The organism is Martinezella dioscoreae, from assembly GCF_009176305.1.
Classification (GTDB): Bacteria; Pseudomonadota; Alphaproteobacteria; order Rhizobiales; family Rhizobiaceae; genus Rhizobium; species Rhizobium dioscoreae.
Map to the genome: position 1 here is coordinate 421,830 of NZ_BLAJ01000002.1, position 22,988 is coordinate 444,817.

General features: G+C 60.3%; 26 protein-coding genes. 6 read left to right on the forward strand and 20 right to left on the reverse strand.

Going from position 1 to position 22,988, the window contains the following annotated elements:
• Positions 1-132 precede the first annotated feature (132 nt).
• The 7 genes from phnX to GDN47_RS08595 form a co-directional block, all read right to left on the reverse strand.
• Positions 133-936, reverse strand: coding sequence for a phosphonoacetaldehyde hydrolase (gene phnX, locus GDN47_RS08570; protein ID WP_113350800.1), 804 nt, complete (start codon positions 934-936; stop codon positions 133-135).
• Positions 937-941: 5 nt separating this feature from the next.
• Positions 942-2,087, reverse strand: coding sequence for a TIGR03364 family FAD-dependent oxidoreductase (locus tag GDN47_RS08575; RefSeq protein WP_152093057.1), 1,146 nt, complete (start codon positions 2,085-2,087; stop codon positions 942-944).
• Between the two features lie 128 nt (positions 2,088-2,215).
• Positions 2,216-3,112, reverse strand: a complete 897-nt coding sequence (locus GDN47_RS08580; protein WP_173002468.1) for a LysR family transcriptional regulator — start codon at positions 3,110-3,112, stop codon at positions 2,216-2,218.
• Between the two features lie 294 nt (positions 3,113-3,406).
• Positions 3,407-3,580, reverse strand: coding sequence for a hypothetical protein (locus GDN47_RS31935; RefSeq protein WP_173002469.1), 174 nt, complete (start codon positions 3,578-3,580; stop codon positions 3,407-3,409).
• 289 nt (positions 3,581-3,869) lie between these two features.
• A complete protein-coding gene (locus GDN47_RS08585) occupies positions 3,870-4,469 on the reverse strand; it encodes a TetR/AcrR family transcriptional regulator (RefSeq protein ID WP_233789818.1) in 600 nt (199 codons plus the stop codon).
• A 16-nt stretch (positions 4,470-4,485) separates the two neighbouring features.
• Complete coding sequence (locus GDN47_RS08590) at positions 4,486-4,914, reverse strand: hypothetical protein (RefSeq protein WP_145319344.1); 429 nt, start codon at positions 4,912-4,914, stop codon at positions 4,486-4,488.
• Positions 4,911-5,354, reverse strand: a complete 444-nt coding sequence (locus tag GDN47_RS08595; RefSeq protein WP_152093059.1) for a hypothetical protein — start codon at positions 5,352-5,354, stop codon at positions 4,911-4,913. The genes GDN47_RS08590 and GDN47_RS08595 overlap by 4 nt, the downstream gene beginning before the upstream one ends.
• Positions 5,355-5,978: 624 nt before the next feature.
• Here GDN47_RS08595 and GDN47_RS08600 point away from each other — a divergent pair.
• The gene (locus GDN47_RS08600) at positions 5,979-6,710 is read left to right on the forward strand and encodes a helix-turn-helix transcriptional regulator (RefSeq protein WP_152093060.1); all 732 of its coding nucleotides are present in this window, start codon (positions 5,979-5,981) and stop codon (positions 6,708-6,710) included.
• Here GDN47_RS08600 and GDN47_RS08605 read toward each other — a convergent pair.
• Together GDN47_RS08605 and GDN47_RS08610 are read right to left on the reverse strand one after the other, a co-directional pair.
• A complete protein-coding gene (locus tag GDN47_RS08605) occupies positions 6,700-7,359 on the reverse strand; it encodes an acyl-homoserine-lactone synthase (RefSeq protein ID WP_113329415.1) in 660 nt (219 codons plus the stop codon). The two genes, GDN47_RS08600 and GDN47_RS08605, sit on opposite strands and share 11 nt — an antisense overlap.
• Positions 7,360-7,549: 190 nt before the next feature.
• Complete coding sequence (locus tag GDN47_RS08610) at positions 7,550-7,789, reverse strand: 3-hydroxyacyl-CoA dehydrogenase NAD-binding domain-containing protein (protein ID WP_113329416.1); 240 nt, start codon at positions 7,787-7,789, stop codon at positions 7,550-7,552.
• Between the two features lie 114 nt (positions 7,790-7,903).
• Between GDN47_RS08610 and paaG the strand changes: the two genes are divergently transcribed.
• The 4 genes from paaG (at position 7,904) to GDN47_RS08630 (ending at position 11,244) form a co-directional block, all read left to right on the forward strand.
• Positions 7,904-8,692, forward strand: a complete 789-nt coding sequence (gene paaG, locus GDN47_RS08615; RefSeq protein ID WP_113329417.1) for a 2-(1,2-epoxy-1,2-dihydrophenyl)acetyl-CoA isomerase PaaG — start codon at positions 7,904-7,906, stop codon at positions 8,690-8,692.
• Positions 8,689-9,129 (forward strand): hydroxyphenylacetyl-CoA thioesterase PaaI, encoded by a 441-nt coding sequence (gene paaI, locus GDN47_RS08620; protein WP_113329418.1) that lies wholly within the window; start codon positions 8,689-8,691, stop codon positions 9,127-9,129. Before paaG ends, paaI begins: the two co-directional genes overlap by 4 nt.
• A 104-nt stretch (positions 9,130-9,233) precedes the next feature.
• Positions 9,234-10,544, forward strand: coding sequence for a phenylacetate--CoA ligase PaaK (paaK, locus tag GDN47_RS08625; RefSeq protein WP_152093061.1), 1,311 nt, complete (start codon positions 9,234-9,236; stop codon positions 10,542-10,544).
• Positions 10,545-10,647: 103 nt separating this feature from the next.
• Positions 10,648-11,244 carry a TetR/AcrR family transcriptional regulator gene (locus GDN47_RS08630; protein ID WP_113329420.1) on the forward strand — a complete coding sequence of 199 codons (597 nt, stop codon included), beginning with the start codon at positions 10,648-10,650 and terminating at the stop codon, positions 11,242-11,244.
• A gap of 9 nt (positions 11,245-11,253) precedes the next feature.
• Here the strand turns inward: GDN47_RS08630 and GDN47_RS08635 are convergent, their stop codons facing one another.
• The 11 genes from GDN47_RS08635 to GDN47_RS08685 all read right to left on the reverse strand — a co-directional run bounded on the left by GDN47_RS08635 (position 11,254) and on the right by GDN47_RS08685 (position 20,791).
• The gene (locus GDN47_RS08635; protein WP_113329421.1) at positions 11,254-11,868 is read right to left on the reverse strand and encodes a transferase hexapeptide repeat family protein; all 615 of its coding nucleotides are present in this window, start codon (positions 11,866-11,868) and stop codon (positions 11,254-11,256) included.
• Complete coding sequence (locus GDN47_RS08640; RefSeq protein ID WP_113329422.1) at positions 11,869-12,387, reverse strand: acyl-CoA thioesterase; 519 nt, start codon at positions 12,385-12,387, stop codon at positions 11,869-11,871.
• A 4-nt stretch (positions 12,388-12,391) separates the two neighbouring features.
• Positions 12,392-14,449, reverse strand: coding sequence for a phenylacetic acid degradation bifunctional protein PaaZ (gene paaZ / locus GDN47_RS08645; RefSeq protein WP_152093062.1), 2,058 nt, complete (start codon positions 14,447-14,449; stop codon positions 12,392-12,394).
• Positions 14,446-15,273 carry a Phenylacetic acid catabolic protein gene (locus GDN47_RS08650; RefSeq protein ID WP_233789820.1) on the reverse strand — a complete coding sequence of 276 codons (828 nt, stop codon included), beginning with the start codon at positions 15,271-15,273 and terminating at the stop codon, positions 14,446-14,448. The genes paaZ and GDN47_RS08650 overlap by 4 nt, the downstream gene beginning before the upstream one ends.
• Before the next feature lie 28 nt (positions 15,274-15,301).
• Positions 15,302-16,378, reverse strand: coding sequence for a 1,2-phenylacetyl-CoA epoxidase subunit PaaE (gene paaE / locus GDN47_RS08655; RefSeq protein ID WP_152093063.1), 1,077 nt, complete (start codon positions 16,376-16,378; stop codon positions 15,302-15,304).
• 25 nt (positions 16,379-16,403) lie between these two features.
• Positions 16,404-16,928 carry a 1,2-phenylacetyl-CoA epoxidase subunit PaaD gene (paaD, locus tag GDN47_RS08660; RefSeq protein WP_173002470.1) on the reverse strand — a complete coding sequence of 175 codons (525 nt, stop codon included), beginning with the start codon at positions 16,926-16,928 and terminating at the stop codon, positions 16,404-16,406.
• Between the two features lie 9 nt (positions 16,929-16,937).
• A complete protein-coding gene (gene paaC / locus GDN47_RS08665) occupies positions 16,938-17,720 on the reverse strand; it encodes a 1,2-phenylacetyl-CoA epoxidase subunit PaaC (RefSeq protein ID WP_152093064.1) in 783 nt (260 codons plus the stop codon).
• Entirely contained in the window at positions 17,720-18,004 is a 285-nt protein-coding gene (paaB, locus tag GDN47_RS08670) for a 1,2-phenylacetyl-CoA epoxidase subunit PaaB (RefSeq protein ID WP_069061017.1), read from the reverse strand. Before paaB ends, paaC begins: the two co-directional genes overlap by 1 nt.
• Positions 18,005-18,034: 30 nt before the next feature.
• Positions 18,035-19,039 (reverse strand): 1,2-phenylacetyl-CoA epoxidase subunit PaaA, encoded by a 1,005-nt coding sequence (gene paaA / locus GDN47_RS08675; RefSeq protein ID WP_152093065.1) that lies wholly within the window; start codon positions 19,037-19,039, stop codon positions 18,035-18,037.
• Positions 19,040-19,337: 298 nt separating this feature from the next.
• Positions 19,338-20,228 (reverse strand): phenylacetic acid degradation operon negative regulatory protein PaaX, encoded by an 891-nt coding sequence (paaX, locus tag GDN47_RS08680; protein WP_152093066.1) that lies wholly within the window; start codon positions 20,226-20,228, stop codon positions 19,338-19,340.
• 83 nt (positions 20,229-20,311) lie between these two features.
• The gene (locus tag GDN47_RS08685; protein ID WP_069610127.1) at positions 20,312-20,791 is read right to left on the reverse strand and encodes an Lrp/AsnC family transcriptional regulator; all 480 of its coding nucleotides are present in this window, start codon (positions 20,789-20,791) and stop codon (positions 20,312-20,314) included.
• Between the two features lie 118 nt (positions 20,792-20,909).
• Here GDN47_RS08685 and GDN47_RS08690 point away from each other — a divergent pair, with 118 nt between their 5' ends.
• A complete protein-coding gene (locus GDN47_RS08690; RefSeq protein WP_152093067.1) occupies positions 20,910-22,988 on the forward strand; it encodes an alpha-ketoacid dehydrogenase subunit alpha/beta in 2,079 nt (692 codons plus the stop codon).

Below are 22,988 nucleotides of genomic sequence, written 5' to 3' on the forward strand. Positions count from 1 at the left end.
AGACGCGAATATCCATCATCAACCACACCGCGAAGCCAGGGTCTCCAGAGTAAGCGCGAACAAGTTACCGATAGCGTGCTCAAGGACGAGATTGCCGCAACGGAGCCCTGCCAGCTCTGAACACCAACCAAATTACGGTCGTTCGCCGGCGCCCAGCCGACGTTCGATATCATCGATGACAGGCAGCAGATCGGCAACTGTATCGATGACATAATGCGCGCCCCGTGCGTTCAGAACGCCGGTTGCACGTTCACGAACCTTGGCGAGCGCATCCGGCGCCATAGCGGCGATCTCTTGCGGAGTGAGACCCGCCTCATTGCCGCTCAATGCGACGCCGACCGTCCAGCAGCCGGCCGCAACGCCTTCATCGATGCCGACACCAGTATCGTCGACCTTGACTACCGCATGCGCCGGCCAGACATCGAGATCGAGGAAGCACTTGTACATGTTCATCGGCGTCGGCCGGCCATGCGGCAGGTCGCCGGCGCAGACGAGATTGTCGACCTCATAGCCCTGCTCTTTCGCGAGCGGCAGGACGCGCTCCATGATCGAGCGTGTGTAACCCGTCGTGGAACCGATCTTCATCCCGCGCTGGCGCAGCGTCCCGACAACTTCGGTCGTGCCCGGCACGAGATCGGCGAACTTATGCACCACCTCCTCGTTCATCGGCACGAAGACCTCGTAGACCGCGTCGACATCGGCTGCCGTCGGTGTCTTGCCATGACGCGTGGCCCACAGCTCGCGGATGCGAGGCTGCTTCAGCATGGCGTCGATATGATCCCATTTCGGCCGCCCCATCGGCTCACGCGCTTCCGCGATGGTGACCTCGATGCCGAAGCGGCTGAAGGCTTCGACGAAGACGCCCATGGGGGCGAAGGATCCGAAGTCGATGACCGTTCCAGCCCAGTCGAATACAACGGCTTTCAATTGGCTCACTGATTTCACTCCCAAGACCGAGATGTCGAAGCGTAGAGGTCGTCGATGACCTGCTCACCGAGGGCGAAGCCGGTCGAGGCGCCGGTTCCGCCCGTCACCATCACGAGGCGGATATGATCGGCGGGGCGCTCGACCAGCACCGTCCGCTCCTTCGACGAGGCATAAGTGCCGATCCAGCGGTTGACGACGGTGCGGCCCGGCAGATCGAATACGCGATCGAACTCATCGAGGATCAGCCGGTCGAAGCGCTCGCTGGCGAATGGCTGTTGTGCATTGCCGTAGACATGGCTGTCCCCGACGACGAGAGAACCGTCGGCCGACTGGACCGCGATCAGGTGGATGCCGGCGGCGCGGCTTTCGGCCTCTTCGCGATCGAGCCGCTTTCCAAGCGCTTCCGCTTCCGGCAACTGAGCAAAGCCTTCGTAACGGGCAAGGCTCATATCCGACATGACGGCCGCGCCGAACCTGCTCGGCTGAGCGGGTGCCACCCGCAGCATCTGCAATGTGCAGATCATGAGATTATGCTTGGCGATGACATCCGGGAAAAGCGTCGAGAAATCGTCGCCGGGGCAGACGACGACGGCTTCCGCCTCGATCGCGCCGTGGCTGGTCTCGATCCGCGTTCCCTCGATGGCGCGGACGGCCGTGTTCCAGCGAAAATCGACTTTGTGCCGAGCCTCGAGCCAGGCTGCGAGCTTCGGCAGCGCCTCGGAGGATTCGACACGCAGCTCGTGCGGGCTATAAAGAATGGTCTCGAGGCCATCCAAACGCAGGCTCAGCACGAGATCGCCAGCCTCGGCCTTCGTCATCAGGCGGCACTTCTCGCCCATCGGTGTCTTCAAAAAGGCGTCGACAACCACGGCGGCTTCCGAGCGACGCGCCGGCATGACCAGGCCGCGATGGATGACCGCGATGCCCGCCTCGTCGACAATCTCGGCCCAGATGTCACGCGCCCGCATGGCGCGCTCCCAATGGGCGCCCGCCTTCTGCCCGCTGATGGTCACGAAGCCGAAATTGCGAATGGAGGCACCGACCGCCTTGGCATTGCGCTCGATGACGACGACCTTCTTGCCCTGGCGCACAGCCGCCAATGCCACGCCGATGCCGACAATACCCGCACCGACAACCGCAAGATCGTATCCATTCGCCATATCGTTACCCTTTCCTCGGCCGGCATCGAGCCTAACCGTCAGCCTATAGGGCAAACACTAGCAAAATGATATGACAGAATTATAAATTATAAAAAATTATATGATTTTCCTATAGTTTAAAATCAACTTCAAGGCACCCGGCCATCGACTTCGCGCGTGTGCTCCTTGGCGACATCAAAAAAAGCCTGGATGGCCGCGTGATCGCGGCATTCCGGCAGGGTGACGAGGTAATGGCCGATGGCCAGCTCCGGCTCGACCAGCGGCACGACCTCGATATGGTCATCGGGCGGAACCTCGCCTTCGATAGAGATCGCCAACCCAATTCCGGCCGCCGCCGCAGCATAGGCAACGTCAAGTGTCGCGACTTCAAGCACCGGCTTCAGGCGTATGCCCCGCTTGTTCGCCGCATCCTCCAGCAGCGTGCGAGTGCCGGACGCCTTGTTCCAGAGCACCATGTCGCGGCCATCGAGATCGCCGAGCGTCAGCCGGCCCTTGGCCAGCATCGGATCGCCTCTGCGGCCATAAATCGCCACGCGCGATTCATGCAGGCGCAGGGAGGAAAAGCGGCTGTCGGGCGCCACCTGCGAGATAGTGGCGACATCGATCTCGCCGCGCAGCACGGCGTCGGCGAGATCGAGCGAAGGCCCGCCCCGTGTCGTCAGGCGCAGCGAAGGATATTCGCGGACGAACGCCGTCAGGACCGGCATGATGAGGCGATGCGCACTGAAGCCGATCGAGATCGTGCCCGAGTTCAAAGACGTGGTGTCGGTGATCGCGCGATCGACCTCGTTCAGGCATTTCAGCGTGATCCGGATCTTGGCGATCAGATCGACTGCCGATGGCGCGACGCTGACATTATGCCCATCCCGAATGAAGACGCGCGTGCGGCACAGCTCCTCGAATGACTGGATCTGCGTCGAAACCGAGGGCTGGCTGATGCCCAGATCCTCGGCTGCACGGGAAAACTTTCCCGTGCGCGCCAAAGCTTCGACGGCCTTCATTTGCGCAAGCGTGACAGACGGCATTCTACAAAGCCTCACCTGGAGAAATCGCACGGCTGTCCGTTTCAATAAGTCGCGTATCCCGAGGAGGCAACCGGCTTTGGGCGGGATGTCCATGCGAAATAGCTTCAGCGCAGCACCGACCTGTTGGAAAGCCGCGACGGTCCCCATAGCGCGATCAATGTCGCCGCCCCTAGGATCATTGTCGCCAAAAGCCCGGAGCGCATCAATTTCTAGCAGGGATCATATCCGCATGCAGCGAGGCAATTTCGCGCATTCGCTTGGCTGAAAGGCTGTGATGGAAGCCTGAGCAATATCCTAGTCGTCCTTGTTTCGGGTTTGCCGCACCTCTTCCACAATCGCGTCGGTGTTATCCTTACTCTCCCGTGTCTCCTTTCTGCGGCGGCCGGAATCCGCCAATTGCCACAGGACAATACCGGCAGCACCGAGGCTGCCGGTGATGGCCACAATGACTTCGAAATTCCAAATCATTGCCTCCCCATTATTCAGGCCCATCCGCGCGTCGTGCTTGGCTGTGCAGCACAGGCGTCAAGCGATCCCGGCTTCAGTTCGCCTTCGTCATCAGCCCACACTTCTCTCTGCAAAAGTGCGGTAGCGGTCATTCCAAAACGCCACCATGTGGGCGGCAGCGAGAAGACCCACCATACCGACCATCTGCGCAATTGGCCCTGCCGAGACAGACATCATACGCACTGTTTTTCCTCCGCGAAGGGGCGTGCTTCCATTCGTCCAACGTCCCCTCGCCGCCATTTCTTTCGGCTTAGGGGCTGACGGCGCGCCGGCAGAAGTCGGTAACGGCTGCCACCAGCCTCCGCCGGTCGACATCCGATCCATCGGCCAGACAGTCATCCACCGCACTGTGCATGGAATTGAACAGCATGACGGCCGTGAGCCGGGCATCGACGAAGGCGAACGCGCCGGCAGCATGACCTTCGACAAGGAAGGACGTGAGGCGACTGACAAGAGGATTGGCACGTTTCATGTCCCGCTTCGTCGGCTGAAACTGTTGAAATACCAGATCGTGAAGCGCGACCTCGTCGAGATAGCCGAGAACGCAGGCCTCCATCAAAACGTCGAGCCGCCGCACCCAACTGTCAGAGGCGGACGCTCTGGCGACGGCATCGATCCTCTCGCGAAAGAGCTCGACGAACCGCACTTGTAGGGCTTTAAGGACATCGTCCTTGGTCTGAAAATAAAGGTAGAAAGTACCCTTGGCGACGTCTGCGGCATCGACGATCTCCGCAACACTGGTCGCGGCAAACCCCTTCTCCAGAAACAGTCTCTGCGCGGCATCCATCAATTCCTCACGGCGAATTTCCGGCGGCTTGGTGCGCGGACGCGGACGATCTGTAACGGTCACGGGTTCTCCTCGCTGTTCATAGGCTGTCGATGATGATACCCGCTGGCGAGAGAGCGGATGCGCACAACCACCTTACCGCAAGCGAGCCCTTTTCAAAGACTTCTAACGGCATATCGAGCGGAAGACGAGCAAGACTGCGCCGAGCGTCATCGAGCGCGGATGCGGGGGCGACAACTGCGACCCCGAGAAGGGAGCGGCAAAGCGCCTCGCGAACAAGATCCAGCCGCTGCGCCAGCATGGGCAGCACAGCCACATCTCTTTGAAACGCGCATCCGCAAGCCGCGACCAGGAGGAGAGCAAAAGGTTGTTCGCGTCTCAGCCAGCTCTCGATCATATCGAGGCCGGCGCGCATGCCGTCGACATCAAGCGGCGTTTCCGCGACCAGTATAGCGAGCGGCCAATGAGTCTCATCACCCTCGGGCAACATCGATATTTGCCCGCTCATGACAGCCCGCGCAAAGCTGCCAGACCTCGCAGTGCCCCACCGACGTCCAGTGGCCTTCCTTGCGCTGCCGAAAGGGAAGCAAGCCACATCGCCGCCTCATTGACGTCATCGAACATCTGCGCGGGAATTCCGAATAGCTTTTCGGCATCCATGCGGCTCATCTCTTCGAGAGCCTCCGACGGTACGACGGTCGCCATGCCGATGACGAACTGCCTGATCCGCTCGCCATTGGCCTGAAGCCAGACCTTTGCATCCTTTGCGCCGCCCTCAGGCCGCTTGAGCGCCTCGGCATCGGTAAAGACACGCAATGTCGAAAAGGATTCGCCGCGATCGAGCCAGGCGTCCCAGTCCGAAAAGAAAGCGAGCTGCTCGTCGAGCGACATCGTACCGCGAGCGGTGGAAAGCACGAGCGGCCAATGGCTGAGATCGTGACGGATCATGACTGGATACCCCTCGATGCGGCAAATCGGAAGCAGGCGTCGCTCTGTGTTGAGCCTCCCACATTCTCAATACGAACGACCACTCGCATGCCCCTTAAAACCTGACAGTGATAGCCCACATATATGACTGACCGTCGGTCATTTGTAAAGGGAGGACATTCTTCGAGCCTGATATTATGGAGCTTGCACCCTGCCCGGCCTTAAAGCCGGCATGATCGCGCTCCATGTGGGTTCGTCAGACGTCGTGAAGGTTTCGATTACCCGGCCTAATCAACCATCTTTCTGAATGCGGATTTCGCGTGCGACAGCCGGCGTCGGCACGGTCTCGAAGGAAGCAGCGGGCGCTTAGCGAAACGTTATATGGCGCGTATGGACATATGGCGAGGGGTTTGGACCTGTACCCTCCGCGTGTATCCAAAGGTGCAGCAACACAACCCTCATATGATTGGCAGCGACTATGTTTTCGACAATTTTAAGAGCCCAATCATGCCCGCGAAAAGCTGGCTTATGAAGAGCTGAGACTGCGGCCGGAGCGCCAGGATGACCTTCAAACTTTGAAAGACATCTCAGTCGCGCTGCGCATGGCCCAAGCACCGCTTTCACTTCGGCTTCTATGGTGAGACTATGTTGACAGGATCACGCCAATCTCATTGCTTGTCTGAGATAGCTCAGGCAAATGACATCGATGAATTGCGACAGTTCTTATTCAAGTTCTGTTCTTTATACGGCCTGGCAAACGCAGCCTTTCATGTGACGCAAATCGCCGCCCTGTCGCAGCAAAACCCGCTTCTCCTGCTGACCTACCCGCCGGAATGGGTAGACACATATATAGCGCACGATTACTTCTCGATCGATCCCGTTGTTCAAGCCGGACGCAACGGATTTCTGCCCTTCGACTGGTCGACCCTCGATCTGAAGTCGCCGCAAAGCATCTCCTTTTTCCGCGAAGCCGAAGCCTTTGATGTCGGGCGCTACGGCTTGACGCTGGTCGTTCGAGGGCCTCACGGCGAGCGATCGCTTTTTACAGTTACCTCAAATCTGAAGAGCGGCGACTGGGAGCAATTGCGAAGCAGCATAATAGGCGATCTGCAGGTGATCGCCTATTATCTGCATGAGCAGTCATTGATCGTGTCCGGTCTGCGAGAGCAAAGCATTGGACGCAAGCTTTCGAAGCGGGAAACCGAGTGCCTGGAACTGCTGGCGCACGGCCTGCTTCCGAAGCAGATCACATCCATTCTTGGAATTTCCGAAAGCGCCGTGCGCCTGTATCTCAGCTCCGGCCGCCGCAAACTTCATGTCAGCACCACAAATCAGGCCATTGCGAAAGCAATTTCGCTTGAGCTCATCAAAAGCTGAACTGAATGTTGCCCGGCGACGAAGATGCGAATTGCAAGGTGGGGGTCCTGTCATCCTTGCCGCGCATCGTCCTCAGCCGCTGCTCAAGCCGCTGATCGGACTCCTCGTTCACCTCCCAGAGGCCGACATAGAGGTTGCCGATCTCCGGCCGCGAACGCGCAAGCGGCGTCGGCGACCATCCGATCTTTCGGTAAACCCCGATCATCGATGCATCATAGACGCCCATGATGTGCTCGATGCCCGATTTCAAGCTCAGGCGGCAAAGACCGGACAGCAGTTCGACGGCGGCTGTCTGCGACGACGGATGTCCGGCCTGGAGCGGAGGATGCACGCAAAACCGGGTGCACTCCCAGATCGAAGGGCTGCAGATATCGAGATCCTCGTTGAAAAAATGCTGGAACTCGCTCGAAAGCATCGTCTCGCTCGTTGTCGGCAACAGCCGCAGCGAACCCGTAAGCTCGTCATCCTCTTCCTTCACGGCCAAGTAGATGGGGTCGTGCTCGTCGTCGAAGCGGTCAATCTCCAAACCACCTTCAACATTGACATCCCACCCCATTCGATCACGGAAGACGAGCGCGCGGGCGCGGAACATCTGAGTGAAATACGAGGACGCCGCATTGCGGTCTCGTCGGGTCAGTATCTGTAGCATCAGCGTCTCCAAATTTTGCCTTAACAAAGCACCTTGGAGCCAGGCTTCAATATATCGATTCCGCCAGATTGCGTGACCGCGAGTACCCTTTAGAATCGAGGGGTACGGAGCAAGGCAGAGGCTCAACCGCTCCCGCGGCCTCTCCCGTCGGCAGGCAGGGGCTTGCGGACAATCGGCGCGCTAACGACTTTCAAGCGCAACGATTTCGGCAAGGCCGCGGGTTTGCCCATAATACATCGGGCCGCCGCGCCAGTGTTAAGCCGATCGCCAGGACTTCCGTGACCGTTTTCCCGGCCGGCACAATCTTCAGAAGCTTCGTGACATAGGCGGGACCGAAGAAATGCAGCCTCAAGAAGCGCTCCGGCTGCACAAGTCCTTCGCTAATTTCATCCGGATCAAGATAGGACGATGAGGGCCATCGCACCTTCATGCGTGACCGTTGACGGTCATGGTCCTCATGTCAATCATTGCATTTATAATTGACTGACCGGTCGGTTTATGCAAGAGTTTTGCGTCGCCATCGAAAGGGCGGCAGGGAGGAAACATGTCCGAATCCGACACCATTCTGTCGGCGCTTGCCGATGGCGTCTTGAGCCTCACGCTCAATCGACCCGACAAACTCAACTCCTTCAACGAAGAAATGCATCTTGCGCTGCGCGCCGGCTTCGAGCGTGCACATCAGGATGCGGACGTTCGCGCGGTTCTCCTGACGGGAGCCGGTCGTGGCTTTTCGGCCGGCCAGGATCTCGGCGATCGCGATCCGCGCAAAGGCACTCCGGATCTCGGCCATACGATCGAGACTTTTTACAATCCCCTGCTGCGCCTCATTCGCAGTCTGGAAAAGCCAGTAATCTGCGCGGTCAATGGCGTTGCCGCCGGCGCCGGCGCCAATATCGCATTCGCCTGCGATATCACGATCGCCGCCCGTTCCGCCCGCTTCATCCAGGCCTTCGCGAAAATCGGCCTCGTGCCGGATTCCGGCGGCACCTGGAACCTGCCGCGGCTGATCGGCGAAGCCCGCGCCAAGGCGCTGGCGCTGACGGCTGAGCCTCTGGATGCGGAAACGGCGGCCAGTTGGGGCCTGATCTGGCGCGTCGTCGACGATGACACGCTGATGGAAGAGGCAAACACCCTCGCCACCCGCCTCGCCGCCGGCCCGACCCGCGGCCTCGGCATGACGAAGCGCGCCATCCAGACCGCCGCCACCAATTCGCTGGACCAGCAGCTTGATCTCGAACGTGACCTGCAGCGCGAAGCAGGCCGCAGCGCCGACTATGCCGAGGGCGTCTCCGCCTTCCTCGAAAAGCGTAAGCCGGAGTTCAAGGGCAAATGAGCGCCTCGAACCTTTCTCCGCAAGCGCTTGCCGAAGCCTGCGCCAGGGCCATGTGGGACGAAGACAAGGCCAGCCGCCATCTCGGAATGGAGCTGCTTGCAGTAGCACCGGGTGAGGCTACGCTCTCGATGGCGATCACCGAAGCGATGACGAATGGTCACGGCACCTGTCATGGCGGTTACATATTCACGCTTGCCGACTCGGCATTCGCCTTCGCTTGCAACAGCTACAACCAGCGCACCGTCGCCCAGCACTGTTCGGTGACCTATATCGCGCCGGCCTTCAGGGGCGACCTGCTGACGGCGACGGCGCGGGAGGTGTCGCGCCGCGGCCGCGGCGGAATTTACGACATTGCGATCACCAATCAGCAGGGCGAGCAGATTGCGGAATTCCGCGGCCACTCGCGAACGGTCAAGGGCACGCTGCTGCCGGAATAGGGTTCATGCCAGCAGCGCCCAGCATTACCCGGAAAAATGCGCAGCGGTGTTCCGGCCGGAATGGGGAAGAGACAAGAGGATAAGCATTTCTGGAGGAGACATTCATGGAAAACCTTTCTCCGCGAGCCAGCGAGCTGGAAGCGATCGAGATAGCCTCGCGCGACGAGATTTCCGCGCTGCAGCTCGAACGCATGAAGTGGTCGCTCACCCATGCCTATGAGAATTCGCCCTTCTATAACAAACGCTTCGATGAAGCCGGCGTGCATCCCTCCGATCTGAAGACCCTGTCCGATCTCGCCAAATTCCCCTTCACCACCAAGAAGGATCTTCGCGACACCTATCCTTTCGGCATGTTTGCGGTGCCGCGCGAAAAGCTTGCCCGGCTCCATGCTTCCTCCGGCACGACAGGTAAACCGACCGTCGTCGGCTATACCGCCAAGGACGTCGATACCTGGGCGAACGTCGTTGCACGTTCGATCCGGGCCGCTGGCGGCCGGGCCGGCGATCTGGTGCATGTCGCCTACGGCTACGGCCTGTTCACCGGTGGCCTTGGTGCACATTACGGCGCGGAAAAGCTCGGCTGCACGGTAGTCCCTGTCTCCGGCGGCATGACGGAACGGCAGGTGACGCTGATCCAGGATCTCAAGCCGCGCATCATCATGGTTACCCCGTCCTACATGCTGTCCATCCTCGATGAATTCCGCCGCCAGGGCCTCGACCCCCGAGAAAGTTCGCTTGTCGTCGGCATCTTCGGCGCAGAGCCATGGACCAACGCCATGCGCGAGGAAATCGAACACGCCTTCGACATGCATGCCGTAGACATCTATGGCCTGTCTGAGGTCATAGGTCCGGGCGTTGCCAGCGAATGCGTCGAGAGCAAGGACGGGCTGCATATCTGGGAAGACCATTTCTATCCGGAGATCATCGATCCCGTCACCGGCGCGATCTTGCCAGATGGCGAACTCGGCGAGCTGGTGTTTACGACGCTGACCAAAGAAGGGCTGCCAATCATCCGCTACCGCACGCGCGACCTGACGCGGCTGCTGCCCGGCACGGCACGCTCGATGCGCCGCATGGAAAAGGTGACGGGGCGCTCCGACGACATGATGATCCTGCGTGGGGTCAATGTCTTCCCGACACAGATCGAGGAGCAGATCCTCAAATGCCGCGGGCTTTCGCCGCACTTCCAGATCGAGCTGACGCGCTCCGGCCGGATGGACAACATGACCGTTCATGTCGAATGCACGCTGGAGGCGGCGGACGAAATCGCGCGCGGCGTTTCGGCAAAGGAACTCACCCATCACATCAAGAGCGTGGTCGGTGTCTCGACGAAGATCGCCGTGCATCCGCCGGGCGGCGTTGTCCGCTCGGAGGGCAAGGCAAAGCGTGTGGTCGACAACCGCCCGAAAGAATGATTGGTGTCGTAGCGGATAGCCCGACAAGGATTTGATCGTGTATAGGAAGCATCGACCATTAGGCATGGATAAGGTCAACCGGCAATGAGCAGAGCAGGATCACATGGCACGCACGCGCGCAGTTGATTTCGAGGAAAAGCAGCGCGGCATCCTGGCAAGCGCTGCGGCGGTCTTTGCCGAGGTCGGCATGGAGAAGGCCTCCATGTCGATGATCGCCTCGCACAGCAACGTCTCGAAGGCCCTGCTCTATCATTACTATCCCGGCAGAGATGCGCTGATCTTCGATATCGTGCAGACGCATCTGACAGAGCTGGAAAGCGCGATCGAAGCAGCCGATCGCACCGATGCAACGCCGCAGGAACGGCTGCGCCTGCTCGTGAAAGCCGTATTGAAAAATTACGAAGGCGCGGACAACGAACATCAGGTTCAGCTTAACGGCACGCATGCGCTCTCGCCGGAACAGCTGTCGGAGATCAGGACGATCGAGCGACGCATCGTCAAGCGCTTCTCCAGTGTGATCCAGGACCTCAACCCTGATCTCAACAAGAACAAGCCATTGCTGATGCCGGTCACCATGTCGCTCTTCGGCATGATGAACTGGGTCTATATGTGGTTCCGTCCCAACGGCCCGATCACCCGCGACGAATATGCCGATATCGCCACCACCCTCATCCTTGAAGGGGTCAAGGCCGTCCGTTGATATCGCGCCTCAATCGCCGAGCTTCATCCGTTCGAGAATAAGAGGATCATATTCCGGCGCGCGGATGCGACGGCGATCAGGCTCGGGCGCGGTGAGCGGCTCGACGGCCGCCAGCTTCTCCTTTGCCTCCAGTGCGAGGCGCTGATAGATGGCGGTACCCTGGCGCTTCCACGCAATCTCATCTGCCGTAAGCTCACGCACCACTCGGGCCGGCGATCCCAGAGCAAGGCTGTTAGCCGGAATTTCGGCACCGGCCTTGACGAAGGCCATGGCAGCGACGATCGCATTCTCGCCGATAACGGCTTCATCCATGATGACGGCATTCATGCCGACCATGACATTGGCGCCGATGCGGCAGCCATGCAGCACAGCGCCATGGCCGATGTGCCCCGCCTCGCCGATCACAACTTCCAGATTCGGGAAGCTATGGACGACGCAGGTCTCCTGCACGTTCGAGCCGCGCTCGAGCACGATGCGCCCGAAATCGCCGCGCAGCACGGCGCCCGGCCCGACATAACAGGCCGGGCCGATGATAACGTCGCCGATGACGGTTGCGGCCGGATGCACGAAGGCTAAGGGATCGATGACCGGGATCAATCCATCATAGGAATAGATCTGCGCCATTCAGTCGGCTCCCAAACCTTCCACGTCGCGACCGGTTTCGGCTACGGCTTCCAGCCGCTGCGCGAATTCGCGACGCAAGGTGCGGCGAAGCTGGGCTGCCTTGTGACGGCGGATATCTGTCGGCGTGACCGGAACAAGCTCGGGCACGCGGACCGGTCGACCGGCCTCGTCAACGGCAACCATGGTGAAATAACAGGAGTTGGTGTGGCGGCGCTGGCCGGAACGGATATTCTCCGCTTCCACCCTTATGCCGACTTCCATGGAGGTACGGCCGGTATCATTGATAGAGGCCCGGAAGGTGACGAGTTCGCCAACATTGATCGGCTCCTTGAACAGCACCTGATCGACCGACAGCGTTACGGCATATTGCTTGGAATAGCGCGACGCACAGGAGAAGGCAACGCGATCGAGCAGGTTCAGAAGGGCGCCGCCATGCACCTTGCCGCTGAAATTCGCCATATCGGGCGTCATCAGCACGGTCATTTCCAGGCGATGCGGGTCTTGCTCAATCGTCGTCATGCATTCACTCTCTTGTTTTCGCTACCATCGTCAGAACGTCATATTGCGCGACGACGGCATCCAGCTGGTTGGTCACCTTGCAATCCCAGCGCACCTCGCCGTGCTCGGCATTGATGCGGGGATTGATCTCCTTGCAGGTCAACTGCACCTGGAGCGTATCACCCGGATTGACCGGTGTCAGGAAGCGGAGATTGTCGACCCCATAATTTGCGAGAACCGGGCCTGGAGCCGGATCGACGAAAAGGCCTGCCGCGAACGAGACGATGAGATAACCATGCGCCACCCGGCCCTCGAAGAACGGATTGGCCTTGGCCGCCTCCTCGTCCATATGAGCATAGAACGTGTCGCCGGTGAAATGGGCGAAGTGCTCTATATCGTCGAGCGTGACGGTGCGCGTGGCGGTGACGAGCTGATCGCCGACCTTTAGCTCAGCAAGCGATTTGCGGAACGGATGCTCGCTGCCGACGCGCGCATCCGCCCCATCCATCCAGCGTCCCGTCACGGCCGAGAGCAGACGCGGCGTGCCCTGAACTGCAGTGCGCTGCATGTAATGCTTCACGCCACGGATACCGCCGAGCTCCTCGCCACCGCCGGCACGCCCGGGACCGCCGTGAACGAGGCCCGGCAGCGGTGAACCATGACCGGTGGAGCTCTTGGCGCTCAAGCGGTTGCCGATCATGACGCGACCGTGGAACGGTGCTAGACCGAGAACCACTTCCTCGGCGAAATGCGGATCGTTGGTGAAGACGGAGGCGACAAGGCTGCCCTTGCCGCGCCGTGCCAGATCGACCGCCTCTTCCGCCGTATCATAGGGCATAACGGTACTGACCGGGCCGAAGGCCTCGACATCGTGAACGGCACGCGCCGAGCCCGGCTTGTCACAATAAAGCAAAACCGGATTGAGGAAGGCGCCGGCGCTGGCATCGCCGGACGTGACGCGCGGATTGTCGGGATCGCCGCCGACGATCTCGGCCTCGGTGGCGAGATCCCGAATGCGAGCGCGGACTTCCTCGCGCTGGCCGAGGCTTGCAAGCGGCCCCATACGAACAGTCTCATCGGCCGGATTGCCGATTGCCATCTTGCCGAGGCGGTCGTTCAACGCGGCAATCAGCGCTTCACTATAGGAACGGGGCGCAATGACGCGGCGGATGGCTGTGCACTTCTGTCCGGCCTTGACCGTCATCTCACGGGTGACTTCCTTGACGAAGAGATCGAACTCCTCCGTGCCAGGAGCAGCATCGAGGCCGAGAACGGCCGCATTGAGGCTATCGGCCTCCATGGTGAAACGCACGGAGTTCTGGATAATCGCCCTGTACATCTTCAGGCGCTGGCCGGTTGCGGCAGAGCCGGTAAAGGTCACCACATCCTGGCCTTCGACATGATCGAGGAGATCGCCAACCGAGCCGCAAACAAGCTGCAGCGCACCTTCCGGCAGCAGGCCTGTTTCAATGATACGGCGAACCATCAGCTCGGAGAGATAGGCTGTCTGGCTCGCCGGTTTCACGATGGCGGGAACGCCGGCAAGCAATGTCGGCGCGACTTTTTCCAGCATACCCCAGCAGGGGAAATTGAAGGCATTGATGTGAACGGCGACACCCTGCAGCGGGCTTAGGATATGCTGCGCGGAAAAGCTTTGATCCTTGGAGAGCTGCTCCGCATCGCCATCGAGCAGCACGCGCGCATTCGGCAGCTCGCGACGGCCTTTGGAGGCATAGGACAGCAGGGTTCCGATGCCGCCTTCGATATCGATCCAGCTATCGGCGCGCGTGGCACCCGTCGCCGTCGAGAGCGCGTAGAACTCTTCTTTCCTCTCGAGCAGCGCCGGCCCAAGCGCCTTCAGCATTGCGGCGCGCTCATGGAAAGACATGCGCCGCAGTGCCGGTCCGCCTTTGTCGCGGCCATAGGCCAAGATCTGCTTGAAATCGATACCGGAGGAATCGATGAACGCGACAGGCACGCCGGTCGACGCATCAAGCAGTGGCACGCCTTCCTTGGCGCCGGCAACCCAGTTGCCCCCGACATAGCTTTCAAGCCGGCGCGGCTGTTTTGCCATGATGTTCATCCGTTTTTCCTTCCTTCATCTTTTCCGGCAATCCTGAAAGGCAAATCGCCGTTTGCTTTCCGGGCGTGGCTAAGCCAATCCGACGCAGAGAGCTGCGCATCGACATCGGCTCGCCATTCGGCCAGCAGGGTCTCGTTGGGCTGATGACGCAGGCCGAAGCGCGACAATGTCTCGAAGCGGGTCGAGCCGGCATGACCAAAGCTCGCGGCAACACGAGGGTACCAGTAGGCCATCGAAGGTCGCGCCTTGGCCCGCCCCTCATCATCGGCGACGATGCGGGCAAGACCGGCGGCGCCGAGTTCGGCGTGCCGCTTTTCGCGCGGCAGAATGGCACGGAAAGTTTCTGCCAGCGGCTGGTAGGAGACGCGCGCCAGCTCCTTCAACTGCACGACACTGGCAGCACCCATGAGCACATTCATGACGACAGCATCCACCCAGCCTTCGAGCGGGTAGTGGAATACGGCAAGCCGCATGTCGCCGCCGTGCCTCACAGCGCCTATATCGGCATCGCGGGCGAGCCGTGCCGCCCATGGATGCTGGACGGCATAGCGCTCGCCATCAACGCCGAAAGTCTCCATGATCTTCAGGACCTGACCGGCATGGTCGGTCTTTTCCAACACGATGCGTGCCGCAGAAATGCGCTCCTGAATACCTGGGGCGTCGTTGATGATATCGGCAAAGCCGGCGGAACCGGCCAGTTCGCTATCGACGAAGCTCGCCATCAAACGCAAGAGTTCGCCGCGATAGCGAGGAGGCGCATTGTCCGGCGAGGAGAGCATCCCACCCTCTTGCAGATATTGCTCGATCGGCATCGTCTCGGACATCTTGTTCCTCCCTTCGACCCACACGCGCCTACTGGTCGTAGCTGACGACGATGCGGTCGGTGAGCGGGTAGCACTGGCAGGTCAGCACATAGCCCTGGCGCACCTCGTAATCCTCGAGCGCGTGGTTGACCTCCATCTCCACCTCGCCTTCGAGAATCTTGGCTCGGCAGGTGGAGCAAACGCCGGCCTTGCAGGCGTAGGGCACATCCATCGCGTTTTCGAGCGCGGCATCGAGCAGGCACTGGCCATGCTTGGGAAACTTGAAGATGCGCGTCGCGCCGTCGAGCGTGACCGTCGCCTCGCACGCCGCGTCCTGGTCCGCGCCGGCGACCTGTTCCACTTTGTGCCGCGCGCGGCCGGGCTGCGCGGAGGCGAAAAGTTCGAATTTAATCTGGTCGTCGCGCATGCCGTGCTCGCGCAGCGCCGCGGCAATTGCCAGCATCATCGGCTCGGGACCGCAGATGAAGGCTGTCGCAACCGACTTGATATCGATCCAGCTCTTGAAGAGCGCCTTGCATTTTTCCGCATCGATCCTCCCCGTAAAAAGATCGATTTCCTGCGCTTCGCTTTCAAGAATGTGCAGCACCGATAGGCGGCCGAGATAGAGGTTCTTCAGATCATCGAGCTCTTCGCGGAACATGATCGAGCTGATCTGCCTGTTGGCATAGACCAGCGTGAAGACCGAGCGGGGCTCGCGCGCCAGCATGGTCTTGATGATGGAGAGCACCGGCGTGATGCCGCTGCCGCCGGCAAAGCCGAGATAGTGCCTTGCGACATCGGGCTCGATGGCTGTGAAGAAAGCGCCCATCGGCGGCATAGCCTCCAGTGTATCGCCGGCCTTCAGGTTCTCGTTGATCCATGTGGAGAAGCAGCCGCCGTCCACGCGCTTGATGCCGACTTTCAATACGCCTTCATCCTTGCCGGCGCAGATGGAATAGGAGCGGCGCAGCTCCTCGTCCTCGAACTTGCGGCGGAAGGTCAGATACTGGCCCTGCGTGAAATCGAAGATGGCCCGGTCCTCCTCGGAAGGCGCAAGCGTGACGACGACCGCATCGCGCGTCTCGCGGCGCACATCGGTGACGGTCAGCGGATGGAAACGTGCCATGGATGCGGGCCTCGTCCTGTTGGGGTCAAATGCACTTGAAGTAATCAAAAGGTTCCTGACACTCGGTGCAGCGATAGCTTGCCTTGCAGGGCGTCGAGCCGAACTGACTGATCTTTTCCGTGTTCGTCGATCCGCAGTGTGGGCAAGCGACAACGAGGTTGGAGCGGCCCGCAAGCCGGTCAATGCGTTTCATCAGCACGCCATCGGCAGCGGTGCCATCGATCGGCGGGGCGATGCCGTAGGCACGCAGCTTCTCGCGGCCTTCCGCGCTGATCCAATCCGTCGTCCAGGCAGGCGACAGCCGGTGCTCGAGACGCACACGGTCGAGGCCTTTTTCGGCAAGCGCCCGCTCGATATCGAGATTGATCACCGTCGTGGCGGGACAGCCCGAATACGTCGGCGTCACCGTAACGACAAGCGTATCTTTCCTCCACTCGACATTACGGATGATACCGAGATCGGTCAGCGAGATCACCGGGATTTCCGGATCCGGCACTTCAGACAGCCAATGCCAGACCTCGTCGACCGAAGGATGCAGCGCGGTCACCATGTCCGCCTCCTACCAAGTCGCGCCCGGATAGGCGCGCTGCAGGAACTGCATCTCGGCCAGGAGATAGCCGAGATGCTCGGTGTGAACGCCGCGCCGGCCGCCCTTGTGCATGTAGCCATCTGCCGGGCGTTTCAGCGTCGCTTCGGTAAGTGTATCGGAGACGATCTCGTCCCAGCCCGCCTTGAGGCTTTGCGGTTCCGGGATCACGCCGGCCTGTGCCAGTGCCGCATCGGCGGCATCGCCAACGAACATTTCGCCGGTGAAGGCCCAGAGTTCGTCCAAGGCTTCCTGCATGCGGCGATGACTTTCCGCCATGCCGTCGCCAAGGCGGATAATCAGGTCGCGGCTGCGATCGAGGTGATAGGAGACTTCCTTGAAAGCCTTCTCGGCGATCTCAGCAACGCGTCGGTCGGCCGAGCCTTTCAACGCTTTCAGCAGCAGATAGTGCCAGGCGTCGAACAGAAATTGCCGCATCAGCGTCTTGCCGAAATCGCCATTGGGGCGTTCGACCAGCAGGATATTGTGAAACTCGTAGCCGTCGCGCAGATAGGCGAGTTCGTCGGCCGAACGGCCCTTGCCTTCCACCTCACCCGCCAGAGTGAGCCAGAGCTGCGTCTGGCCGATGAGATCGAGCGCCGTGTTGGCGAGCGCGATATCCTCTTCCAGCGCCGGTCCGCGGCCGCACCATTCGGAAACGCGGTGGCCTAAGATCAGCGTGTTGTCGCCGAGGCGCAGGAGGAATTCGACGAGAGCGGCCTGAGCGGCCGCCGGCTCAAGGGTAGCGGTCGCCATCACATGTGCCCCACTTCATCGGGAATGTCGAAGAAGGTCGGGTGACGATAGACCTTCGAGTTGGAGGGATCGAAGAGTGGCCCTTTTTCAGAAGGGGCGCTTGCAGTGATCTCGGAAGACCGCACCACCCAGATGCTGACCCCTTCGTTGCGGCGGGTATAGACATCGCGGGCATTGTTGATGGCCATCTCGGCATCGGGCGCATGCAGGCTGCCGACATGGCGATGGTTGAGGCCATGCTGACCACGGATGAAGACTTCCCAAAGCGGCCATTCGCTGGACATGTTTCTCACTCCCTGAATTTTCGAGCCGCCTTATTCGGCGGCAATCTTTGCGGCAGCGCGGCGCTCGGCCACCTTTTCGGCATGCGCCGTCAGACCGTCGCGGAACCAAGCGCCATCCTCCCAAGCCTGCTTGCGGGCATTCAGCCGCTCCGCGTTGCAGGGGCCGTTGCCGGCGATCACGTTAAAGAATTCCTCCCAGTCCGGCTCGCCGAAATCGTAACCACCCTTTTCCTCGTTCCACTTCAGATCGGGATCGGGGACGGTCAGGCCGAGATATTCCGCCTGCGGCACGGTCTGGTCGACGAATTTTTGCCGCAGCTCGTCATTGGAATTCTGCTTGATCTTCCAGGCCATCGACTGGGCCGAATGTACGGAGGCATCGTCCGAAGGGCCGAACATCATCAGCGACGGCCACCACCAGCGGTTCAGCGCATCCTGCACCATGGCCTTTTGCGCCGGTGTGCCCTTCACCATTTTCATCAGGATGTCGAAGCCCTGGCGCTGATGAAAGCTTTCCTCCTTGCAGATGCGGATCATGGCCCGCGAATAGGGGCCGTAGGAACAGCGTTGCAGCGGAACCTGGTTCATGATGGCGGCGCCATCGACCAGCCAGCCGATCGCCCCGATATCAGCCCAAGTCAGCGTCGGATAGTTGAAGATCGAGGAATATTTGGCCTTGCCGGAATGCAGCTGCTCATACATCTCGTCGCGGCTGATGCCGAGCGTCTCGGCGGCGCAATAGAGATACAGGCCGTGGCCGGCTTCGTCCTGCACCTTGGCAAGCAGGATCGCCTTGCGTTCCAGCGTCGGAGCACGGGTAATCCAGTTGCCTTCCGGCAGCTGACCGACGATTTCGGAATGAGCATGCTGGCTGATCTGGCGGATCAGCGTCTTGCGGTACCCTTCCGGCATCCACTCCTTCGGCTCGATCTTCTGGCCGGCATCGACGCGCTCCTGAAAGGCGCGCTCCTGGGGATCCATCTCGTCGAGGGAGCGGATGCGGGCGTCGTCGGTTTTCACCATCTGTGCATACATTGATCTTTCCTCCGTCTTCGCGCGTCCGACGCGCTCGAGAATGATCGCAGGCCCGGGGTTGTCTCGAAGCGCATCAGCAAGGCCGCCGCGTTACGGCACCGCCAGTATAAGCCTGTTTCTCGTTCTCCTCCACGAAACAGCGATCCCGCGGCAAATGCATTAACCGACCGATCGGTCACTGTATTAACATGAGATATGTCACAGTACAAATGAATTTTCCAAATTTTTTGTGACATTTTAGACTATCAAGAGTGCAGCGAGGCAACTGCTTCGCTATGTTACTGAGAGGATTGACCCTTCAGAGGGACTTGAGACGTTCGTGCCGATTCTGGCTCGCCGGCGTGGTCTCTTGAAGCTTGCCTGCCTCATTGATGAAATGGCGGCCAGCATAAGCATCGGCTTTTTTCGACAAAAGCAGATAGAGATCGGCGAACAGCCGCCGCGCCTCCTCGCCCGGCCAATTATCCGGCAGCGCAGACTTGGGAAGATGCGGCTCACGCAGCATGATCAGGCGATATTGATGCACGAGCAGCAGCCGCGCAATCAGGCAATCGAACGGCGATAGCGCGGCACAATTTCCGACGCGTTTGAAAAATGAACCGAACCGGGCAATGAATTCGCGATAGGCCTCTGCGAAACGCGGCAGGTTCCAGGCCTCTTCGGCAAATTCCCGCAATGCGCCGTTCTCGGTCGCCAACTGCGCGTCGAAGACGACGACGTTGCTCGGCAGGGGCGGTGCGGGATGCGTTCCCACTGCCAGGCGCGGGTTCAACCTCGCAAACCCCTCCCGCTCAAGGCCCTGCATAATCTCTTCCGGCGCAGGTCCGTTGATGAGGACGAACTGCCATCGAACCGCGGGCTGCGGCCCATAGAACAGGCTGGCAGCCTCGACGAATTCAGCTTGAGCGGCGTCGGTCAGCCGATAGAAGCTGCGGCGCCCTTCGCGCTCGCCCACAAGCTGACCCGCCGCAACCAATCGCGACACTGCGGTCCGCACCAGTGTCTCGTTAATCCCGACGCTCTTGCACGTCTCGATGAGGTTGCCGATCCAGACGACGCCCCCGCGCGGCTCGATAACATCGCCGTAGATTGTCACGATGAAGCTCGCCGCTTTTATCGGCAAGTTGATAAGGAGCGCCGCAACCGCTTCGCTCAAATCATGGCCGAGTTTGACGTTATCAGCCGACACTCCAACCCTGCTCCGCATCTGAATTATTAGGGTTTATTAGCGTGAGACGCTCGCACTATTCAAGGCGAGTACGGACAGAGGCTTTATCGTGACACATTCGTCGGCAACGCCGTGGTGTATTTGACGCATTTCAGCGAGAAGTGCGACGACGAGCTCAGCACGGCTTCATGGGTCAGGATACCCCGCATCAAAAGCCCCTCATATTCCCTGACATCGGCAACAACCGCGCGGATCAGGTAATCCCACTCTCCCGACATGGAGTAGCATTCCAGCACCTCGCGATAGCTGGCGATGAACTGTTCGAAATCGCGGCGGGTCGGTGGATCATGGGTCTTCATTTTGACCTGGCAGAAGACATTCAGCCCCTTGCCGATTTTGTCGGGATCGACAAGGCGAACCGTCCGGCCGAGCACGCCCGCGCTTTCCAGTGCCTTGATCCTTCGCCAGCAGGACGCGGGCGATGCGCCGACCTTTTCTGACAGCGCCGCCTGACTGATATCGCCCTCCTCCTGCAGGACGCGCAGAATCGCTCTGTCGACGTGATCAAGATCGAAATCTTCCATTCAGAAATCCGCCACTCATGAAACATACCTTTCAAAAACTACGGCAAAAACTGTCAAATTGAAAGGAATAGAGCTGACGCTTGAATTAAAATAGTTGAGCCATCTGTAGGAGGATCACATGGCCCAGCTTGCCTTCAAAAGCCACGAGCGGAACTCGCCCGACGATCACATCGACTGGCGCAAGGTTGCCTATCTCGTTCATCTCTCCCGGGCTCTCGACGAGATGGAGGAGAAGCGCCTCGTTCCGGAAAAGAAGGTTCTCTACCAGTTTTCCGCACGCGGCCATGACATGGCGCAAATCCTTCTTGGAATGCAGCTGACCGGCCTGCACGACGCGACCTGCGGCTATTATCGCTCGCGGCCACTTCTGCTTTCTCTTGGCGTCGATCCGGCCGATGCGCTGGGCTCAGCCATGGGCCGCGCCGGCGGCTATTCCGACGGCCGCGACATCGGTGTCGTCTTCAACTATCCAAACCGTTCCGGCGCCTCGGCCTTGCCCATGTGCGGCGGCGTCGGTGCGCAATACACGCCGACGGCCGGCTGGGCACAGGCGATGAAATACTATGCCACCACGCTCGGGCGCACGGAATACGCACGCGACATCGGCGTCGTGCTTGGCGGCGACGGCTCGGTTGCCTCGAACGGCTTTTGGTCGGCGCTGACCGCTGCAACCACGCAAGCACTGCCGATGCTGTTCTATATTGAGGATAATGGATTTGGCATCTCGGTGCCTTCGACGGTGCAGACGCCGGGAGGGAATATCGCTGCCAATCTCGCGAGCTGGAAAGACCTCGCAATCTTCGATGGCGACGGCTGCAACCCCGCCGAAGCTGCGCATCTGGTGCAGGATGCCGTCTCCTTCGTTCGTGACGAACGCAAGCCGGCGCTTCTCAGGCTCACGGTTCCGCGCCTTGAGGGCCACAGTTTTCAAGACACGCAGGCCTACAAGAGCGAGGAAACCGTGAGGCGCGAATGGGAGCGCGATCCCCTGCCGCGCCTGAAAGATTTCCTCGTTCCCGCCGTGATGACAGCACAGGAATGGGATGTCTGCGAAAGCGACGCGCGCGAGACAGCCGAAAACGCCCGTGCGCAAGCCGAAAAGAGGCCGATTGCCGACCCCTCCTCCGTGACCCGCCATGTGTTCTTCGACGGCGACATGCAGACGATGGGCGGCCAGCATCCCATGGGTTATTCCGCACCGGCGACGACAAGCGAACCGGAGACATCCGGGCCGCGCATCAACATGGTCACGGCCATTCGTAGAACACTCGAACACGAGATGTCGATCAACGAGCGCGTCGTAATCTTTGGCGAAGATGTCGGCCCCAAGGGCGGCGTACATGCCGTCACCCTCGGCATGCAGGAAAAATTCGGCAACGAGCGCGTCTTCGATACGTCGCTATCCGAAGAGGGCATCATCGGCCGTGCGGTTGGCATGGCGCTCGCCGGGCTCGTCCCCGTTCCCGAAATCCAGTTCCGGAAATATGCCGAACCGGCGACCGAACAGCTGAACGATTGCGGCACCATTCGCTGGCGCACCAACAACCGTTTTGGCGCCCCCGTCGTGGTGCGCATGCCCGGCGGCTTCTTCAAATGCGGCGACCCCTGGCACAGCCAGACCAACGAAGTGGCCTTCGTACACCAACCAGGCTGGAAGGTCGCCGTTCCCTCGAACGCCGAAGATGCGGTCGGCCTGCTGCGTACCTCGATCCGCGGCAACGACCCGGTCATCTTCTTCGAGCATCGGGCGATGCTCGATCACGCTTGGGCGCGGCGCCCCTATCCCGGCGACGATTTCGCGCTGCCCTTCGGCAAGGCGAAGCTGACGCGAACGGGCAACGACATCACCATCGTCACCTGGGGCGCGATGGTGCAGCGCTGCGAGGAGGCGGCGGAAGGCCTGTCTGCGGATATTATCGATCTTCGTACTCTGATGCCCTGGGATAACGAAGCCGTGCTTGCATCGGTCGCCAAGACCCATCGCTGCCTTATCGTCCATGAGGACCTCGAAGCTGCGGGCTTCGGTGCTGAGATTGCAGCCGTCATTGCGGACAAAGCCTTCACGGATCTCGATGCGCCGGTCTCCCGGCTCACCATGCCGGATATCCCCAGCCCGCATAACCCCGTGCTTCTCGACTGGGCCGTCCCGTCCAGCGAGCGGATCGCCAAGCGCATTGCCAAAATCCTGGAGTTTTAA

Coding starts and splice junctions, on each gene's coding strand:
- GDN47_RS08575 (WP_152093057.1), bottom strand. CDS start 2,087: ATGGCGAATGGATACGATCTTGCGGTTGTCGGTGCGGGTATTGTCGGC.
- GDN47_RS08580 (WP_173002468.1), bottom strand. CDS start 3,112: ATGCCGTCTGTCACGCTTGCGCAAATGAAGGCCGTCGAAGCTTTGGCG.
- GDN47_RS31935 (WP_173002469.1), bottom strand. CDS start 3,580: ATGATTTGGAATTTCGAAGTCATTGTGGCCATCACCGGCAGCCTCGGT.
- GDN47_RS08590 (WP_145319344.1), bottom strand. CDS start 4,914: ATGAGCGGGCAAATATCGATGTTGCCCGAGGGTGATGAGACTCATTGG.
- GDN47_RS08595 (WP_152093059.1), bottom strand. CDS start 5,354: ATGATCCGTCACGATCTCAGCCATTGGCCGCTCGTGCTTTCCACCGCT.
- GDN47_RS08600 (WP_152093060.1), top strand. CDS start 5,979: ATGTTGACAGGATCACGCCAATCTCATTGCTTGTCTGAGATAGCTCAG.
- GDN47_RS08605 (WP_113329415.1), bottom strand. CDS start 7,359: ATGCTACAGATACTGACCCGACGAGACCGCAATGCGGCGTCCTCGTAT.
- GDN47_RS08610 (WP_113329416.1), bottom strand. CDS start 7,789: ATGAAGGTGCGATGGCCCTCATCGTCCTATCTTGATCCGGATGAAATT.
- paaG (WP_113329417.1), top strand. CDS start 7,904: ATGTCCGAATCCGACACCATTCTGTCGGCGCTTGCCGATGGCGTCTTG.
- paaI (WP_113329418.1), top strand. CDS start 8,689: ATGAGCGCCTCGAACCTTTCTCCGCAAGCGCTTGCCGAAGCCTGCGCC.
- paaK (WP_152093061.1), top strand. CDS start 9,234: ATGGAAAACCTTTCTCCGCGAGCCAGCGAGCTGGAAGCGATCGAGATA.
- GDN47_RS08630 (WP_113329420.1), top strand. CDS start 10,648: ATGGCACGCACGCGCGCAGTTGATTTCGAGGAAAAGCAGCGCGGCATC.
- GDN47_RS08635 (WP_113329421.1), bottom strand. CDS start 11,868: ATGGCGCAGATCTATTCCTATGATGGATTGATCCCGGTCATCGATCCC.
- GDN47_RS08640 (WP_113329422.1), bottom strand. CDS start 12,387: ATGACGACGATTGAGCAAGACCCGCATCGCCTGGAAATGACCGTGCTG.
- paaZ (WP_152093062.1), bottom strand. CDS start 14,449: ATGAACATCATGGCAAAACAGCCGCGCCGGCTTGAAAGCTATGTCGGG.
- GDN47_RS08650 (WP_233789820.1), bottom strand. CDS start 15,273: ATGTCCGAGACGATGCCGATCGAGCAATATCTGCAAGAGGGTGGGATG.
- paaE (WP_152093063.1), bottom strand. CDS start 16,378: ATGGCACGTTTCCATCCGCTGACCGTCACCGATGTGCGCCGCGAGACG.
- paaD (WP_173002470.1), bottom strand. CDS start 16,928: ATGGTGACCGCGCTGCATCCTTCGGTCGACGAGGTCTGGCATTGGCTG.
- paaC (WP_152093064.1), bottom strand. CDS start 17,720: ATGGCGACCGCTACCCTTGAGCCGGCGGCCGCTCAGGCCGCTCTCGTC.
- paaB (WP_069061017.1), bottom strand. CDS start 18,004: ATGTCCAGCGAATGGCCGCTTTGGGAAGTCTTCATCCGTGGTCAGCAT.
- paaA (WP_152093065.1), bottom strand. CDS start 19,039: ATGTATGCACAGATGGTGAAAACCGACGACGCCCGCATCCGCTCCCTC.
- GDN47_RS08685 (WP_069610127.1), bottom strand. CDS start 20,791: ATGGAAGATTTCGATCTTGATCACGTCGACAGAGCGATTCTGCGCGTC.
- GDN47_RS08690 (WP_152093067.1), top strand. CDS start 20,910: ATGGCCCAGCTTGCCTTCAAAAGCCACGAGCGGAACTCGCCCGACGAT.